Below are 16,402 nucleotides of genomic sequence, written 5' to 3'. Positions count from 1 at the left end.
AATGACTTTGTCATCAAGAGGCTCTCTTCTACTTGAGATGCTGGTCAGTATGGCTGTCAGTGCCATATTGCTGGTGACGATTACCCGGTTTTTTCCGGTTCTCTGCCGGGATGTAACGAATACATACCGGCAATATAAACTGGATAATATTATGCGCGAGACACTGTTACGGCTGGAAAAAGATCTCCGGCGGACAGGCTTTTGCCGGGGAACCTGTCAGGGCAGACCATTACAGATAGCGGCAAAAAAAGGAGAACCTGCAAACAGTTGCGTTATCGTCGCTTATGATCTTAACCATAACAGCCGCTGGGAGCGCAATACACGAAAAACCGGCGAGCATTTCGGGTATCGCCTGAACAAAAATGCACTGGAATGGAGCCGCAATGCGCTGAGCTGCCAGGAGCCCGGATGGGAAAAAGTGACAGATAACCGGCAGATTGTGGTGACGCGTTTTTCCGTTACGCCGGTCAGCCTTCATCAGCAAAGTGGTTTACAGTTATCATTAACACTGGCCGGCAAAGAAAAACCGGTGCTGCAACGAACCGGAGAAAGCCTGATTGCAACACCCAATTATCATCCGTAACAGTGTGGGTCGGCGCGAAAAAACAATGCAGGGCAGTGCGCTGATGATGATGATCATGCTTCTGCTGGGTATCGCCCTGATGTTGTTATCCGTCCTGCACCGGTTTTACCAGACTGAGTGGCGCAACGGACAGGATGAAATTGCCTTTTATCAGGCGGATGCCGGTGCGGCGTCCGCACTGGCGTGGGGAATGACACTACGCTGGTCCCGGAGTGAGTTTGTCAGAGAGCCGTTGTACTGCCGGACAGCGGCAGACCCGGCACTGAAGAGTTGTCTCCGGCGGCTGAAGGAAAATCGTTTTTTATTGCAGGGAAGTTCATTTTCGCCCTGGTTCAGACAAAATATATCTCATTATCAGCTTGTTACCGCAACAGTGCAGGGTAATGAAATGACACTGACAGCGCTGGCACAGGGATGGAGTGACTTTTGCCCTCCGGATCTTAAACCGGATTGTGGCGGGCACAGTGAGACAGGAGGACAAAATGAATGAGCGGGGTATGTCGTTACCGGAAGTGCTTATCTGTGCCTTTGTTTTTGCGGTATTGATGACCGGCTTATTGCGTTATCATCAGCTCCTGAACAGCGGAAAACACCGGCAGTATGATGATGTCAGAACAGTACGCCGGTTACATCAGCTGATGCGGTTTACCGCAGATCCCGGTACATTACAGCAGATGATGAAAATGCCGTTATCCTCCCGGCGGCAGTGGGAAAATAAACAGGAAAATGTGGCACAAGGCTGTGTTTCCGTTACTATCCGTTTAGTCTCTTCCGGAGAGCGTCAGTTAACCGCCAGCCGATGGCAATGCATGCAAGGGCAGAAAAATGTTTACGATTTATCACTCCAATGATTTGGATCTGCTGAAAGATGTTATCTGCCATATTATTGATACTGATAAGATTGCGGATCCATTCCGCCCGGAAACGGTTCTCGTGCAAAGTCCGGGAATGTCGCAGTGGTTACAGATTGCGCTGGCGGAAAAACTGGGTATTGCAGCAAATATTGATTTCCCGCTGCCCGCAACCTTTATCTGGGATATGTTTACCCGTGTATTGCCGGGTATCCCGAAAGAGAGTGCATTCAGTAAGGGGGCAATGACATGGAAACTGATGTCGCTGTTACCGCAGCGCCTTGACGATCCGGATTTTACCCCTCTGCGCCACTATCTTGATGATGATAACGATAAGCGCAAACTTCACCAGCTTTCAGGCCGTATTGCGGACTTATTTGACCAATATTTGGTTTACCGTCCTGACTGGCTGACAGCGTGGGAAGGCGACAAGCTGGTTGACGGACTGAGTCAGAACCAGACCTGGCAAAAATCGCTGTGGCAGGATTTACAGACACTGACGCGCACGCTGGATCAGCCTGAGTGGCATCGTGCGAATCTTTATCAGCGTTTTATTGATGTGCTGGATAAGGGCGATCCACAGGTTGTGGCAAATCTGCCTCCCCGTCTGTTTATCTGTGGTATTTCTGCATTACCGCCTGTTTATTTACAGGCACTGCGCGCACTCGGGCAGCATACCCACATTCATCTGATGTTTACCAATCCCTGCCAATATTACTGGGGCGATATTCAGAACCCGGCATCACTGCGCCGGATGCTGGCGCGTAAGCCGCAAAGCTATTGGGATAAGAAGGCTGTCAGTTGGTTTAAATCTGACGACGATGCGCCTTCACTTTTTAATTTTGAAGCCGATGGTGAGCAGAATATAGGTAATCCGCTGCTGGCGTCCTGGGGACGTTTAGGGCGGGATAATCTCTGGTTTCTGGAAGAGATTGAAGATGCCCATGTTATTAAAGCGTTTGTTGACTACACGCCGGATACATTACTGACCACTGTTCAGCAGGATATTCTTGATTTGGCGGACTACAGCCGTGTGGGTAAGACGAAAGAAGAGTTCTCGGTGAGTGAAGACCGGCGGATTCTTGCAGATAACGACCGCTCCCTGAGCTTCCACTCCTGTCATAGTCCTCAGCGGGAAGTGGAGGTTTTACAGGATTACTTACTGAATCTACTGGAGAATAATCCGCTGCTCACACCGCGTGACATTATTGTGATGGTGGCGGATATCGACAGTTACTCTCCGTATATTCAGGCGGTATTTGGTCATGGTAATGACAACCGCTACCTGCCATTTGCTATTTCTGACCGCAAAGCCCGTCAGGCACATCCTGTTTTACAAGCGGTATTAACTTTGCTGGAACTGCCGCAGAGCCGTTTCACATCAGAACATGTGCTCAGTCTGCTGGAAGTGCCTGCGATTGCACAACAGTTTGGTCTGGATGAAAGCGACCTGCCGCTGTTACGCCGCTGGGTCAGTGGTTCGGGCGTTCGCTGGGGGCTGGATGATGACAACATCGAATCTTTTTCATTGCCGGTTTTTGGTCAGAATACCTGGAAATTCGGGCTGGAACGTATGTTGCTCGGGTATGCTATGGCGCAGCAGGAAGGCACCTGGCGCGGGATACTCCCGTATGATGATGCATCCGGTATTGCCGCCGGAAGAGTCGGTCAGCTCGCGGCATTTATTGATACCCTGAGCCGGTGGCAGGAAATTCTGAGTGAAACCCGTACGCCGGTGCAATGGCGTGAAACCGGTGCTGAACTGCTTTCTGCTTTTTTTGCAACAACGCCGGATACCGAGCCTGTGCTCAGCATGGTACTGCAACAGTGGCAGCAGGTACTGGAGCAGGCAGTAAAAGCCTGTTATGACGATGAAGTGCCACTTTCCCTGATCCGTGACGAGCTGTCTCTGCGGCTGGATGATGAAAAAATCAGTCAGCGCTTTTTATCGGGTGCGATTAACTTTTGTACACTGATGCCGATGCGTTCGATCCCGTTTAAGGTTGTTTGTCTGTTGGGGATGAATGACGGTGTATATCCGCGCAATATTCCGCCGCTGGGTTTTGATTTGATGGCAGAGCAGGCACGTCGCGGCGACCGCAAGCGCCGGGATGATGACCGCTATCTTTTCCTTGAGGCTCTGGGCTCTGCAAAAGAACATTTATATATCAGTTATATCGGGCGTTCTATCCGCGATAACGAAGAGCGCAATCCATCGGTCTTAGTTAGTGAGTTACTGGAATATATCGGGTTAAATTTTTGCCTGAAAAAAGACCGTTCTGCAAATTTGGATATCAGCCGGAAAGCCATTGAGCACCATCTGACTGTCTGCCATTCCCGTGTTCCCTTTGCGGCGGAAAATTACCGGGAAGGTGCTGAATTTCAGAGCTTTTCGCCTCAGTGGCTGCCTGCGGCGCTGGGACAGGGACGGGCACAGGGGCCATTTAATGTGCCGGTTCCGGCTGAGTCTGTGACGGATATTACACTGGAGAAGCTTTTACGGTTTTATCGTCACCCGATCCGCGCCTTTTTTCAGCAGCGTCTGAAAGTCCATTTTGATATTGAAGATGTTGCACTGCCGGAAGAAGAGCCGTTCAGCGTTGATAACTTACAGCGCTACGGGTTTAACACTCAGTTGCTTGACGCGCTGGTGGACGGTGAGTCAGAAGAACAGGTTTTCACCACCCTGAAAGCCGCCGGGTCGTTACCTGCAGGGGCATTTGCACAGGTTTACTGGGAAGATCAGTTACAGGAAATGGATGTACTGGCGGAGACAGTCCGCCGGGAGCGGGCAGAATCAGAGAGTGAGCTGTTTCACTATGTTGTGGGACCTTATACATTAACCGGGCAATTAGCGGGTGTTCAGAATGACGGATTGCTGCGCTGGCGTGCCGCCGCACTGACTGCAGTTGACGGGCTGAGACTGTGGATTGAGCATCTGGTTTACAGCCTGAGTGACCGGCAGCAATTCAGCCGGTCGTTCGGGCGTAATGATAGCGCATGGATTTTTGAACCGCTGACAGCCGCACAGGCGCAACAGTATCTGCAACCATTACTGGATGTGTTTGCTCAGGGGCTTAATGAACCATTGCCTGTTTTTATTAAGAGTGGCTGGGCATGGCTGAGCACACTGGCAGATGAAAAAAGTGGTGAACTCTCTGATGATGAAGCACTCCAACATAAAGCCGCATCGCTGCTGCTACAGACATTGCAGGGTGGTTTTCAGTTTAATGGTGAAGCAGAGGATGACTATGTGGTTCGTGCATTCCGCCATTTTGATACAGAACTTCTCGGGGTGATTAAGCAGCTTTCGCAACAATTATTTTTGCCGATGTTCCATCATCAGAAAAACAGGGAGAATCAGGCTGATGCCTAAACAACTAGTGCAGTTTATCTTTACACTGCTTTTCTTTTTTACCGGCGCGAACGCACTTGCACAGAATGCATGGCAGGTTTTACCGGATGAGATAGAGAAAAGTGAGAATGACCCGCGTCAGTATCAGGCAATTACCCTGAAAAATGACATGACTGTTTTGCTGATTTCAGACAGTGCTGCCCGTAAATCGGCGGCAGCAATCAGCCTGGCGATAGGCAGTATGGATGAGCCGAAGAGCCAGGCAGGACTGGCGCATTATCTGGAGCACATGGTACTGATGGGATCAAAACGTTTCCCTGAACCCGGAAACTTCAGTGATTATCTTGCCAAACATGGCGGAAGCCATAATGCCAGTACGGGGTCAAATTACACTGACTTTTATTTTGAAGTTGAAAACAGTGCACTGAAAGGTGCTACCGAGCGCCTGGCTGATGCTCTGGCTGAGCCGCTGCTTGATCCGGTGAATGCAGATAAAGAGCGGAATGCGGTTAATGCAGAACTGACAATGGCGCGCTCCCGCGACGGGCACCGTATGTATCAGGTGCGGGCTGAAACCTGGAACCCCGCGCACCCGATCTCCCGTTTCTCCGGTGGTAATCTGGATACACTGAAAGATAAACCGGGCAGTATCCTGCATGAAGAATTACTCAAATTCTACAACACATACTATTCATCCAACCTGATGAAAGGTGTGCTGTACGGACCGGAATCCACAGAAGAGCTGGCTGTTCTTGCAAACAGTACATTCGGGACTATCCCGAACCGTAAGGCGTCAGTTCCGCAGATTACGGTGCCGCTTATTACCGCAGCCGAGCAACAAAAAATTATTCACTATGTTCCGGCTCAGCCTCAGAAATCTCTGGATTTTGAATTTGTCATTGACAATAACAACAAAGATTTCCGTAAACAAACAGATACTTACATCGCTTATTTGCTGGGTAACCGCAGTGAAGGGACATTAGCAAACTGGCTGATATCAAAAGGGTTAGCTGAGAATATCAGTGCATCTGCCTCTTCAGATCTGGCGCGGAATCAGGGTATTTTTATTATCTCTGTAGGGCTCACAGATGAAGGCATGTTAAAGCGTGATGAAATCACAGCCGCTGTATTTTCCTATCTGAACCTGATTAAAGAAAAAGGGATCAGTAAAGCCTATTTCGATGAGATAGCCCGGGTAAACGGACTGGCATTCCGTTACAACTCCATTGTCCGTGATATGGGCTATGTCGAGTCTCTGGCGAATACCATGATGGATTATCCGGTCAGTAATATCCTGAACGTCGGCTATCTCGCTGATGACTGGGATCCGGCTGCGATTAAAGCGCGGTTCAGTGATTTAACACCGGAAAAAGCCCGTATCTGGTACACCAGCCCGGATGAACCAAGCAATAAGAAAGCCTATTTTGTGGATGCGCCGTATCAGGTGGATAATGTAACCGCTGCGCAACTCGATAAATGGCGTAAGTCTGAACGTGATTTTCATTTCTCTCTGCCGGTATTGAACCCGTTCATTCCGGACAACTTTGATTTGATCAAAAAAGAGAAACAGGAAAAACCGGTACAACTGACAGATACAGCAAAATCACGTCTGTTCTACATGCCGAGCCAGTATTTTGCTGATGAACCGAAAGCGATTATTGCACTGGAACTGCGTAACAAAAATACCAGACGAACTGCGAAAGATTTCGTCACCAGCTCTGTGCTCAGCTATATCAGTGAACTGAAACTGAACCAGCTTCGTTATCAGGCCGGTGTGGCGGGAATGGGGATTAACATCAGTGATGATGATGGTCTGAATATCAGTGCGGATGGTTATTCTCAGCACTTACCTGAGCTTCTGACTACCGCAATCGGGCAGTATCAGACCTTTACACCGACAGCCGCTGAACTGGCGCAGGCAAAATCCTGGTATCGTGAGCAGGTCGCTGTCTCAAATAACGGCAAAGCGTATGAAATGGCAATGCGCCCGTTCAGCCGCCTGAAATATGTGCCGTATTTTGAGGAAAAAGATCGCCTCGCCGCACTTGAAACTATTACAGAAAAAGATGTGACTGAATTCCGTGATCGATTGATCCGTGAAGGTGCGTTACAGATGTTTATTTTTGGTAACGTTACAGCACCTCAGGCAGAACAGATTGCTGCGAAAGCACAGGCACAGCTTGGCTCGCAGGGAACGCAATGGTGGGTGGGTGATTACTATGTTATCGACAAAACCCTGAAACCGAATTTTGATGAGAAAGCGAACAGCACAGACAATGCGCTGGCAAATATCTTTATCCCGACAGGATATTCGCGCACTGAAGGCGCGGCTTTTTCTTCAGTATTATCAAAAATCCTGCACCCGTGGTTCTATGATCAGCTGAGGACACAGGAACAACTGGGTTATGCCCTGTTTGCCTTTAATCCGGGCTTTGGTCGTCAGTGGGGAATCGGTTTTCTGTTACAGAGCAATGAAAAAAATCCGGCGTATCTGTCACAGCGTTTTAATGATTTCTATGTGAAAACAGAAAAACGGTTACAGGCGCTGGACAATGCGGAGTTTGATAAATACCGCAGTGCTCTGCTGACTGAACTGACCCAGCCACCGGAAACCTTTATAGAAGAAGCATCCCGTTATTCGTTTGATTTCAAAAATAACTATTTTGACTTTAATACCCGCGCACAGACTATTGATGCGGTGAAAAAAAATGACAAAACAGGATGTGGTGACATTCTATGATAAAGCGGTTATGTCGAAAAACGGACTGGCACTTTATTCTCAGGTAACAGGAACCAGCGGTAAAGCGGATGATTATGCGAAGCCGGAAGGCTGGACAACCTATCCGTCAGTGACAGAGTTTCAGTCACTGCTACCTGTGAAAGAGGAAATCCGGTAAGTCTATGGCGGCTGAATCTTTAAATCCGGTCACAATACCGCTGCAGGGGCAGCGGTTAATTGAAGCGTCTGCGGGTACGGGAAAAACGTACACTATCGCCAGGCTCTATCTGCGTTTGTTGTTAGGGCTGGGGGAAGGTGCGTTCAGCCGTCCGCTGTCAGCGGAAGAGATTTTGGTGGTGACGTTCACAGAAGCGGCAACCAATGAGCTGCGCGGGCGTATCCGTGAGAATATTCATGCACTGCGGATCGCCTGTCTGCGTGATGAGCAGGAGCCGGATCATGCATTCGCCCCTTTGCTTGCCCTTATCCCGGATAAGCAAATGGCGGCTCAGCGGTTGTTACTTGCCGAGCGCCAGATGGATGAAGCCGCCATTTTTACCATTCACGGATTCTGTCAGCGGATGCTGACACATAATGCATTTGAGTCCGGCGTATTATTTGAACAAACACTGATTCAGGATGAACATCCTATCCGCAGACAAGCGTGTGCGGACTTTTGGCGGCGCCATTGTTATCCGCTGCCGGTTGAGCTGGCAAGAGCTGTTACTCAGCTCTGGTCTGGTCCTGATGCACTGTTACGGGATATCTACCCCTGGTTGCAGGGTGAAGAGCCACGGATAACCGATGCGCCGGAGTCAGATGAAACATTACTTTCCCGCCATCAGAAAATTATTACCGCCATTGATGAGGTAAAGCAGCAATGGCGGAAAAGTGATGTTGATTTTGTCAGTCTGATTCAGGATTCAGATCTGAACAAAAGCAGTTACCGTGCCAATCTGGTACCGGGATGGATTGCCGGTATCAATGCATGGGCAGAAGAGCGGGTAACCACTCACTATGCATTGCCGAAAAATCTTGAGCGTTTCAGTCAGGCTGTTTTGTGTGAGAAAACCAAAAAAGGCGGGACATCGCCGTCTCACCCTGTTTTTTCTGCCATAGAAACTCTGGCGGAACAGGCACTGACGCTGGAAGATGTGCTTTTCACCCGCGCGGTGTATGAAATTCGTCAGACAATTGCGCAGGAAAAACAGATACACGGTGAAATGGGGTTTGATGACCTGCTGACCCGGCTTGATGAGGCATTGCGCCGTGAAAATGGCGCACTGCTGGCGCAAACGCTGCGAAAACGTTTTCCGGTCGCCATGATTGATGAATTCCAGGATACAGACCCGCAGCAGTACCGGATCTTCCGGACAATTTATCAGGATGATGCCGCACACCGTGATGAAGATGTGCAGGCTGAACCCCGCGGATTGTTGTTTATCGGCGACCCGAAACAGGCCATTTATGCGTTCCGTGGCGCTGATATTTTTACCTATATCAAAGCCCGGCAGGATGTCAGCGCGCATTACACGCTGGGAACAAATTACCGCTCGGCAAAAACGATGGTGGACGGGGTAAATAAACTGTTTTTACAGGCAGATGAACCCTTCTGTTTTAAACAAATCCCGTTTCAGCCGGTGATGCCAGCCCCCGGGAGCGATGAACCGGCTTTTGTTATTGACGGAAAAATACAACCGGCGATGCAGTTCTGGTGGCAGAGCGCAGAGGGTGTCAGCAGTGGTGACTATGAGCGGACAATGGCAGTTGTGTGTGCCGGACAAATCCGTGACTGGTTACAACAGGGGCAGAGCGGCACTGCATTACTCGGGGGGGGTGACAAGCAGCGTCCGGTAAGTGCTGCCGATATCACGGTTCTTGTGCGCAGCCGCCGCGAAGCGCAACTGATAAAAGATGCGCTGAATCAGCTTGCCATCCCATCGGTCTTCCTCTCAAACCGGGACAGTGTTTTCGATACACCGGAAGCGCGTGAATTGCTGTGGCTGTTACAGGCGGTGCTGAGTCCGGAAAAAGAACGCTTGCTGCGCAGTTCGCTGGCATCAGGATTATTCGGTCTTAATGCCCCTGATATGGATGAGCTGAATCACGATGAAACAGCATGGGATGCGCTGGTGGATGAGTTCGCCGGTTATGGACAAGTCTGGCAGCAGCAGGGCGTGCTGCCGATGCTGCGGACGGTATTCAGTCAGCGCAAGGTGGCTGAAAATCTGCTTGCCGGTCAGGAGGGCGAGCGGCGGCTGACTGATATTATGCATATCGGCGAATTGCTTCAGGAAACATCGCAGACCCTGGAAAATGAACACGCGCTGGTGCGCTGGCTGGCACAACAGGTATTGCGTCCGGATGCGCAATCCGAAAGTCAGCAGATGCGCCTTGAAAGCGACCAGAACCTGGTGCAGATCTGTACTATTCATAAATCCAAAGGGCTGGAATATCCGCTGGTCTGGCTGCCGTTTATCTGTAATTTTCAGGCAGGCGGGCAGCGTCTTTATCATGATGAAACCACCTTTGAGCCATGCCTGACCCTTTCACCTGATGAAACTCAACTCGCACTGGCAGATAAAGAGCGCCTGGCGGAAGACCTGCGACTGCTTTATGTCGCGGTTACACGGGCGGTTTATCATTGCAGCCTGGGTGTCGCGCCTGTTATGAAAGGTAACCGCAAGAAAGCCGGGAACACGGATTTACATCACTGCGGACTGGGGTATCTGATACAAAATGGTCAGGCATGTGACAGTGAAACACTGTTCGGGCGGCTGACCGCGTTTTGTCAGGGAGATGACTCACTGGCTCTGACTCCGGTACAGGGGCAGACGTTCACGCCATGGGAGCCGCAAGTTTGCCCGCCGGTATCTCTGGCGGTGAAAGCTTTTACCCGGCACATCCGCGGGCAGTGGCGGGTTACCAGCTACAGTGGTCTGAGTTACGGCGCTGCATCCGGCGGCAATGCGTATACACAGGACAGACAGGAAGAGATGATGGCGATGATCCGCGCTCTCAGCCCGGACATGGATACAGAAACAGCAGGTGAAATACAGGTGGAAGCCGGATCTGAACTGACCGCTTTTACCTTTATGCGCGGCGCACAGGCGGGAACATTCCTTCACAGCCTGTTTGAAGCGCTTGAATTTGATAGTGAGCCCTCACTTGAGTGGCTGAATGACCAGTTATTATCATTTGGTTTTTCCGCACACTGGGCGCCGTTCCTGCAATCCTGGATTACTGAACTGCTGAATACCCCGCTTTGTGATGGTGGACCGGCTCTGAGACAAATTCCGGCACATCTGAAGCAGGATGAAATGCAATTTTTCCTGCCGATTGAAAGTGAGCTGAACGCGCACGGGCTGGATGCACTGATGAGAGCCTTTGATCCGCTGTCAGAACGGGCACGTCCGTTGGATTTCGCCACGGTGACCGGGATGCTGAAAGGCTTTATTGACCTGGTATTCTGTCATGACGGCAAATATTACATAGCGGACTATAAATCAAACTATCTCGGTGACAGCCCGGCGGACTACCAACCGGCGGCGCTGGCGGACGCGATGATTGAGCACCGCTATGACTTGCAGTATCAGCTTTATACCCTGGCATTGCACCGCTATTTACGCCACAGATTGCCGGATTATAACTATGATGTGCATTTCGGCGGCGTTTATTATTTATTTCTGCGCGGAATGACACCGGCGCATCCCGGTCAGGGAATTTATTTTTACCGGCCGGAACAGGTATTTACAGAACAGCTGGATGCGATGTTTAAAGGGGAGACAAGTAAATGAATGCTCACTTACAAACACTGTGTGCTGAACAGGTCCTGCGCCCTTTAGATTGTCAGTTCGCGGCTATGCTGGCAGAAGATGATGCGCCGCTGCTGCAATTAATTTTTGCACTGCTCAGTATGCAGACCGGCGCGGGGCATGTCTGTCTGCCGTTATCCCGCATTGCGTTGCTGATGGAGCAGGGCGGGCGGCACGCTGAATTATTACAGTCTGTCTGGCAGGCACTGGGTGAGCCGTCAGTTGCACAGATTGGATCTGTACTCAGCGTATCTGATGCAGTTAGTGATGGCTCACTTCCCGCACCTGTTGTGTTATCCGGCACTAATCTGTATCTGCACCGTATGTGGCAGTATGAATGTCAGGTGGCCGCGTATTTTTCACAGCCACAGCCGGTCACGCAGGACCCGGAAAGTATCCGCCCGTTACTGGATGCGCTGTTTGGTTCATCAATGCCGGAAACGGACTGGCAAAAAGTGGCAGCGGCAGTGGCGGTCAGCAGCAGGATTGCTGTTATCTCAGGCGGACCGGGAACCGGGAAAACGACAACGGTTGCCCGTATTCTGGCGGCACTGGTGCAATCTGCTCCCCGTCAGTTACTGATTGAACTGGCTGCCCCGACCGGCAAAGCGGCAGCGCGCCTGACTGAATCACTCGGTTCGGCAATTGAACAACTAACACTGACGGATGAGCAGCGCGCAATGATGCCGGAGCAGGCAAAAACCCTGCACCGTTTGCTGGGTGCACAGCCGGACAGCCGCCAGTTGCGCCATCATCATAAAAACCCGCTGCCGCTGGATATTCTGATTATTGATGAAGCATCCATGGTGGATTTACCGATGATGGCGGTACTGATCGACGCGTTGCCGCCGCAGGCAAGGCTGATTCTGCTGGGCGATAAAGACCAGCTCGCCTCTGTTGAAGCGGGGGCGGTTCTGGGGGATATCTGCCGTTTTGCCAAAGAGGGATATACGCCGGAAAGACGCATGGCTCTGGAAGCCATGACGGGCTGTATCCTGCCGGAAACGGCACCGGCTCACCCTGTAAATGTGCAGGATCACCTCTGTCTGCTGCGTAAAAGTTTCCGTTTTGATGAAAACTCCGGGATTGGTCAGCTGGCAGCCGCCGTAAACCAGGGGGATGCGCGGGAAACCATGACTATTCTGAACGGGCAGCGGCATGATGTCCGCTATGTACCGCTGGAGGATGAAAATGGCTATCCGCAGGTACTGACAGATACCATGACAGCTTATCTGCCGTTTCTTGCGCTGGTGAAAAAACGGGCAGAACCGGCGGTTGTTCTGCATGCCTTTAATCAGTTCCGGTTATTGTGTGCCCTGCGCGAAGGTCCGTTTGGCGTGGAAGGATTAAATGAGCGTATTGAACGGCTGTTGCATCAGCAGGGGCATATCCGGCGTCCCCTTATTCACCGGTTGCGCGGTTATCACGGAAAACCGGTGATGATCAACCGCAATGACAGCCCGCTCGGGCTGTTTAACGGGGATATCGGCATCATGCTCCGAGATGATAAAAATGAGCTTCGTGTGCATTTTCAGTTGCCGGACGGCACGATAAAAAGCATTCAGCCGAGCCGGTTACCGGCTCATGAAACGGCGTATGTGATGACAGTGCATAAATCCCAGGGATCTGAGTTTGCTCATACTGCGCTGGTGCTGCCGGTACAAATATCACCGCTGGTCAGCCGTGAGTTGCTGTATACCGCTCTGACGCGGGCAAAGCAGTTTCTGACCGTGTACAGCCGGGAAGAGTGTCTGCGCCGTGCGGTGAAAACCCCTACTCAGCGTTACAGCGGGCTGAGTGAGAGGTTACGATAAACAGCGATGACAGACAGCCGGTTATTTAAAATCCAGAATAAGAATCTTCGAGCGCCGCTGATAGTTATACATAGCCTGTTTTTTGACCGGCAGGTTTTCAATTTCTGCCGGTACAAACCCGCGTTCCTGAAACCAGTGAATACTGCGGGTGGTGAGAACAAACAGTTTTTCCAGCCCCGCCAGTTTTGCCTGCTGCGTTATCCGGTTGAGTAATTCTTCGCCCCGCGCAGAACTGCGGTAGTCAGGATGTACCGCCACACACGCCATTTCGCCGATTTTTTCTTCCGGGTAGGGATAGAGTGCGGCGCAGGCGATCGTGGTGTTATCGCGCTCAACAATCGTAAATTTATCGATTTCCATTTCCAGTTGTTCGCGTGAGCGGCGCACCAGAATGCCCTGTTGCTCCAACGGGCGGATAAGCTCAAGTATCCCGCCGATATCATTGATATTTGCTCTGCGGGTTTGCTCAGCACTTTCCATCACGACCTGGGTTCCGATCCCGTCACGGGAGAACAGTTCCTGGATAAGTGATCCGTCATCCTGATAACTCAGGAGATGGCTGCGTTTTACACCACGGCGGCAGGCTTTGATTGCCCCGCGCAGAAAACGGACAGTCCCTGAATAGTAATCACCACTGCCTTCCATTTCCTGCACATAGTGCTCGGCGTCATTCGGATGCATTTCGGAGATAATCGCGCCGTTATCGGCAACCACACCTTGTGCCGAGCAAAAGCCAATCAGTTTTTCGGCTTTGAGTTTAACGGCAATTTGTGTGGCAATTTCTTCGGAGGTCAGGTTAAAACTTTCGCCGGTGACAGAAACGGCGACAGGGCCGATCAGTATAATGCCGCCGTTATTCAGTTGCCGGTTGATAGCATCTTCATCAATCCGCCGGATGCGCCCGCTGTGACAGTAATCAACACCGTCATCAATACCAAGCGGCTGGGCTATCACAAAATTACCGCTGACCACATTAATATGCGCGCCTTGCAGCGGCGTATTATTCAGGCACATTGACAGGCGGGCGGTGATATCCAGCTGTAATTGCCCTGCGGCCTGTTTGACAAGCTCAAGTGTCCGCGCATCGGTCACACGGGTATTTTTGTGATAAACCGGCTCACACTGATGAGCCAGCAGATTTTTTTCAATTTGCGGGCGGGCGCCATAAACGACAATAAGGCGGATACCTAAGCTGTGCAGCAGGCCGATATCATTAACAATATTAGGAAAGTTTTCATGCTCGATGGCTTCGCCGCCCAGCATAACCACAAATGTTTTGCCATGATGGGCATTGATATAGGGAACTGACTGACGGAAACCGTCCACCAGTTCGATACTGCGCTCTTTCATAATACCCTCGCAAGTGAATTTTTATTCGTAATTTATGTATTTTTATTCTTTTTGTGAGGGAATAGCAAGCCTAAATTTTTGGTGGCAGAAAAGACGTGATCTGATTTTGTCTGAATTATCGCCATATAAGCCAAAAATCCATAATGACAGGGCGCAAATGATTAGATAAAGTGCCGTTTAAATTATTTAAGAATAAATCATTCTGTTTTCTTAATTTCGTTGGTTTTCCGGATATACGTTTCGGCAATATTGATGTGATTTACGCTATGGATATCTTTTCATGAGTCATTCTGAACACGATGCGTCACGCCGTCTGTTGCTCAAAGGTGCAGCGGCATTTTGTCTGCTGAGTATCAGCCCGTTCGGGTTTGCGGCTTCGTCGCAAATCGTGGCTGTGCGTATCTGGCCGGCATCCAGTTATACCCGTGTGACTATCGAGTCAGATAGTCCGCTGAAATATAAACAATTTACCCTGCAAAACCCGGAACGTGTTGTTATCGATCTGAAAAACGTACATCTCAACAGCGTGCTGAAAGGGTTGGATAAGCAGGTACAAAACCGTGATCCGCACCTGAAGCTTGTCCGTGTCGGACAAAATGATCCGCAGACCGTCCGCCTCGTATTTGAAGTGAAGCAGGCAATGAGTCCGCAGGTGCTGGAACTGACGCCGGTGGCTGAATTTAAAAACCGCCTTGTACTTGATTTTTATCCGAAAAATGGCAGCAGAGAAGAAGATGACCCGCTGCTGGCGCTGCTGGAAGATTACAACCGGGGTGACCTGGAAGAGAGCCTCCCGCGTGAAACACCGAAACCGGGCAAAGCGGGTAAAGACAGACCGATTGTGATTATGATCGACCCCGGTCATGGCGGGGAAGACCCGGGGGCTATCGGTAAATACAAAACGCGGGAAAAAGATGTGGTGCTGCAAATGGCGCGCCGCTTAAAGTCTCTTATTGATCGCGAGCCGGGTATGCGTGCCTATATGACGCGCAACGAGGATGTGTTTATCCCGCTGTCAGTCCGTGTGGCGAAAGCGCGCAAGATGCGGGCAGATCTCTTTGTCTCCATTCATGCCGATGCCTTTACCAACCGCTCTGCCAGGGGTTCATCCGTTTTTGCGCTGTCGACGCGCGGAGCAACCAGTAACACCGCAAAATTTCTGGCACAAACCCAGAATGATGCCGACAGAATTGGTGGCGTGAGCAAAAGCGGTGATAAATACCTCGATCAGACCATGTTTGATATGGTGCAGAGTGCGAGTATTAAAGACAGCCTTAAATTTGGCTCAGAAGTTCTCAAGCGGATGAACACCGTCAACAAACTGCATAAAAAAACAGTCGACCAGGCCGGGTTTGCGGTATTGAAAGCACCGGATATTCCGTCCATTCTGGTGGAAACAGCATTTATCAGTAACATCGAGGAAGAGCGTTTACTGAAAACGGCGAAATTCCAGCAGGAGATGGCAAATTCTGTTTTCCAGGGTATCAAAGCGTATTTTGCAAATGGTGGCGCAGTCGCGCGCAGAGATTAAAAGTAGTGTGTCACAAGGATGTGGCACTGATTATACTCGTCATACTTCAGGATGCCCGGGTGTTGACCGCACTCAGCCCGCCGGGTCACATACTGATGTATGCTCCCCGGCAGTCGGAGCTTGTCGCCTACAGGCATCCCGAATTATTTAGAGTATAGTAGGGGGTAATAAATTGAAAATATGGATTTTTTAGTAAATCAGGATAACGTCAGAATGGAATAGTATTCAGGAGATTTTGACAGATAATGTCGGTATAAGATTGGTTGCGGGGGCCGGATTTGAACCGACGACCTTCGGGTTATGAGCCCGACGAGCTACCAGACTGCTCCACCCCGCGTCCGAAAAGTTAATGATGATAAGTGTTGGTTGCGGGAGCCGGATTTG

8 protein-coding genes, 1 tRNA gene and 1 pseudogene are annotated in these 16,402 nt (G+C 50.5%); 8 read left to right on the top strand and 2 right to left on the bottom strand.

The genetic code is table 11. The annotated features are described in order from the left end of the window. Window position 1: 1 nt before the first annotated feature. The 7 genes and pseudogenes from AYY16_RS16985 (at window position 2) to recD (ending at window position 13,137) form a co-directional block, all read left to right on the top strand. Window positions 2-583 carry a prepilin peptidase-dependent protein gene (locus AYY16_RS16985; RefSeq protein ID WP_067369358.1) on the top strand — a complete coding sequence of 194 codons (582 nt, stop codon included), beginning with the start codon at window positions 2-4 and terminating at the stop codon, window positions 581-583. Continuing rightward, a complete protein-coding gene (locus AYY16_RS16980; RefSeq protein ID WP_223861247.1) occupies window positions 558-1,073 on the top strand; it encodes a YgdB family protein in 516 nt (171 codons plus the stop codon). Before AYY16_RS16985 ends, AYY16_RS16980 begins: the two co-directional genes overlap by 26 nt. Next, window positions 1,066-1,434, top strand: a complete 369-nt coding sequence (locus tag AYY16_RS16975; RefSeq protein ID WP_067369354.1) for a prepilin-type N-terminal cleavage/methylation domain-containing protein — start codon at window positions 1,066-1,068, stop codon at window positions 1,432-1,434. The genes AYY16_RS16980 and AYY16_RS16975 overlap by 8 nt, the downstream gene beginning before the upstream one ends. Then, complete coding sequence (gene recC / locus AYY16_RS16970) at window positions 1,409-4,810, top strand: exodeoxyribonuclease V subunit gamma (RefSeq protein WP_067369351.1); 3,402 nt, start codon at window positions 1,409-1,411, stop codon at window positions 4,808-4,810. The genes AYY16_RS16975 and recC overlap by 26 nt, the downstream gene beginning before the upstream one ends. Continuing rightward, window positions 4,803-7,686: pseudogene (gene ptrA / locus AYY16_RS16965) on the top strand (pitrilysin). Before recC ends, ptrA begins: the two are co-directional and overlap by 8 nt. A 4-nt stretch (window positions 7,687-7,690) precedes the next feature. Further along, a complete protein-coding gene (recB, locus tag AYY16_RS16960) occupies window positions 7,691-11,305 on the top strand; it encodes an exodeoxyribonuclease V subunit beta (protein WP_067369348.1) in 3,615 nt (1,204 codons plus the stop codon). Continuing rightward, window positions 11,302-13,137 (top strand): exodeoxyribonuclease V subunit alpha, encoded by a 1,836-nt coding sequence (recD, locus tag AYY16_RS16955; protein ID WP_067369345.1) that lies wholly within the window; start codon window positions 11,302-11,304, stop codon window positions 13,135-13,137. Before recB ends, recD begins: the two co-directional genes overlap by 4 nt. A gap of 21 nt (window positions 13,138-13,158) precedes the next feature. Here the strand turns inward: recD and argA are convergent, their stop codons facing one another. Beyond that, entirely contained in the window at window positions 13,159-14,487 is a 1,329-nt protein-coding gene (argA, locus tag AYY16_RS16950) for an amino-acid N-acetyltransferase (RefSeq protein ID WP_067369342.1), read from the bottom strand. Between the two features lie 280 nt (window positions 14,488-14,767). Between argA and amiC the strand changes: the two genes are divergently transcribed. Next, window positions 14,768-16,018: an N-acetylmuramoyl-L-alanine amidase AmiC gene (gene amiC / locus AYY16_RS16945; protein ID WP_067369336.1), complete on the top strand. Its 1,251-nt coding sequence runs from the start codon at window positions 14,768-14,770 to the stop codon at window positions 16,016-16,018. A 260-nt stretch (window positions 16,019-16,278) separates the two neighbouring features. Here the strand turns inward: amiC and AYY16_RS16940 are convergent. Next, window positions 16,279-16,355: transfer RNA gene (locus AYY16_RS16940), tRNA-Met, on the bottom strand. Window positions 16,356-16,402: the final 47 nt, after the last annotated feature.

Origin of the sequence: Morganella psychrotolerans, from assembly GCF_001676155.1 — a bacterium.
Lineage (GTDB): Bacteria > Pseudomonadota > Gammaproteobacteria > Enterobacterales > Enterobacteriaceae > Morganella > Morganella psychrotolerans.
Note: the sequence above shows the minus strand (reverse complement) of the source record. Positions and strands in the feature narration are given on the sequence as shown.

Excerpts from the sequence above, each read along its gene's own strand:
- AYY16_RS16985 (WP_067369358.1), top strand. The coding sequence starts at position 2 with ATGACTTTGTCATCAAGAGGCTCTCTTCTACTTGAGATGCTGGTCAGT.
- AYY16_RS16975 (WP_067369354.1), top strand. The coding sequence starts at position 1,066 with ATGAATGAGCGGGGTATGTCGTTACCGGAAGTGCTTATCTGTGCCTTT.
- recC (WP_067369351.1), top strand. The coding sequence starts at position 1,409 with ATGTTTACGATTTATCACTCCAATGATTTGGATCTGCTGAAAGATGTT.
- recB (WP_067369348.1), top strand. The coding sequence starts at position 7,691 with ATGGCGGCTGAATCTTTAAATCCGGTCACAATACCGCTGCAGGGGCAG.
- recD (WP_067369345.1), top strand. The coding sequence starts at position 11,302 with ATGAATGCTCACTTACAAACACTGTGTGCTGAACAGGTCCTGCGCCCT.
- argA (WP_067369342.1), bottom strand. The coding sequence starts at position 14,487 with ATGAAAGAGCGCAGTATCGAACTGGTGGACGGTTTCCGTCAGTCAGTT.
- amiC (WP_067369336.1), top strand. The coding sequence starts at position 14,768 with ATGAGTCATTCTGAACACGATGCGTCACGCCGTCTGTTGCTCAAAGGT.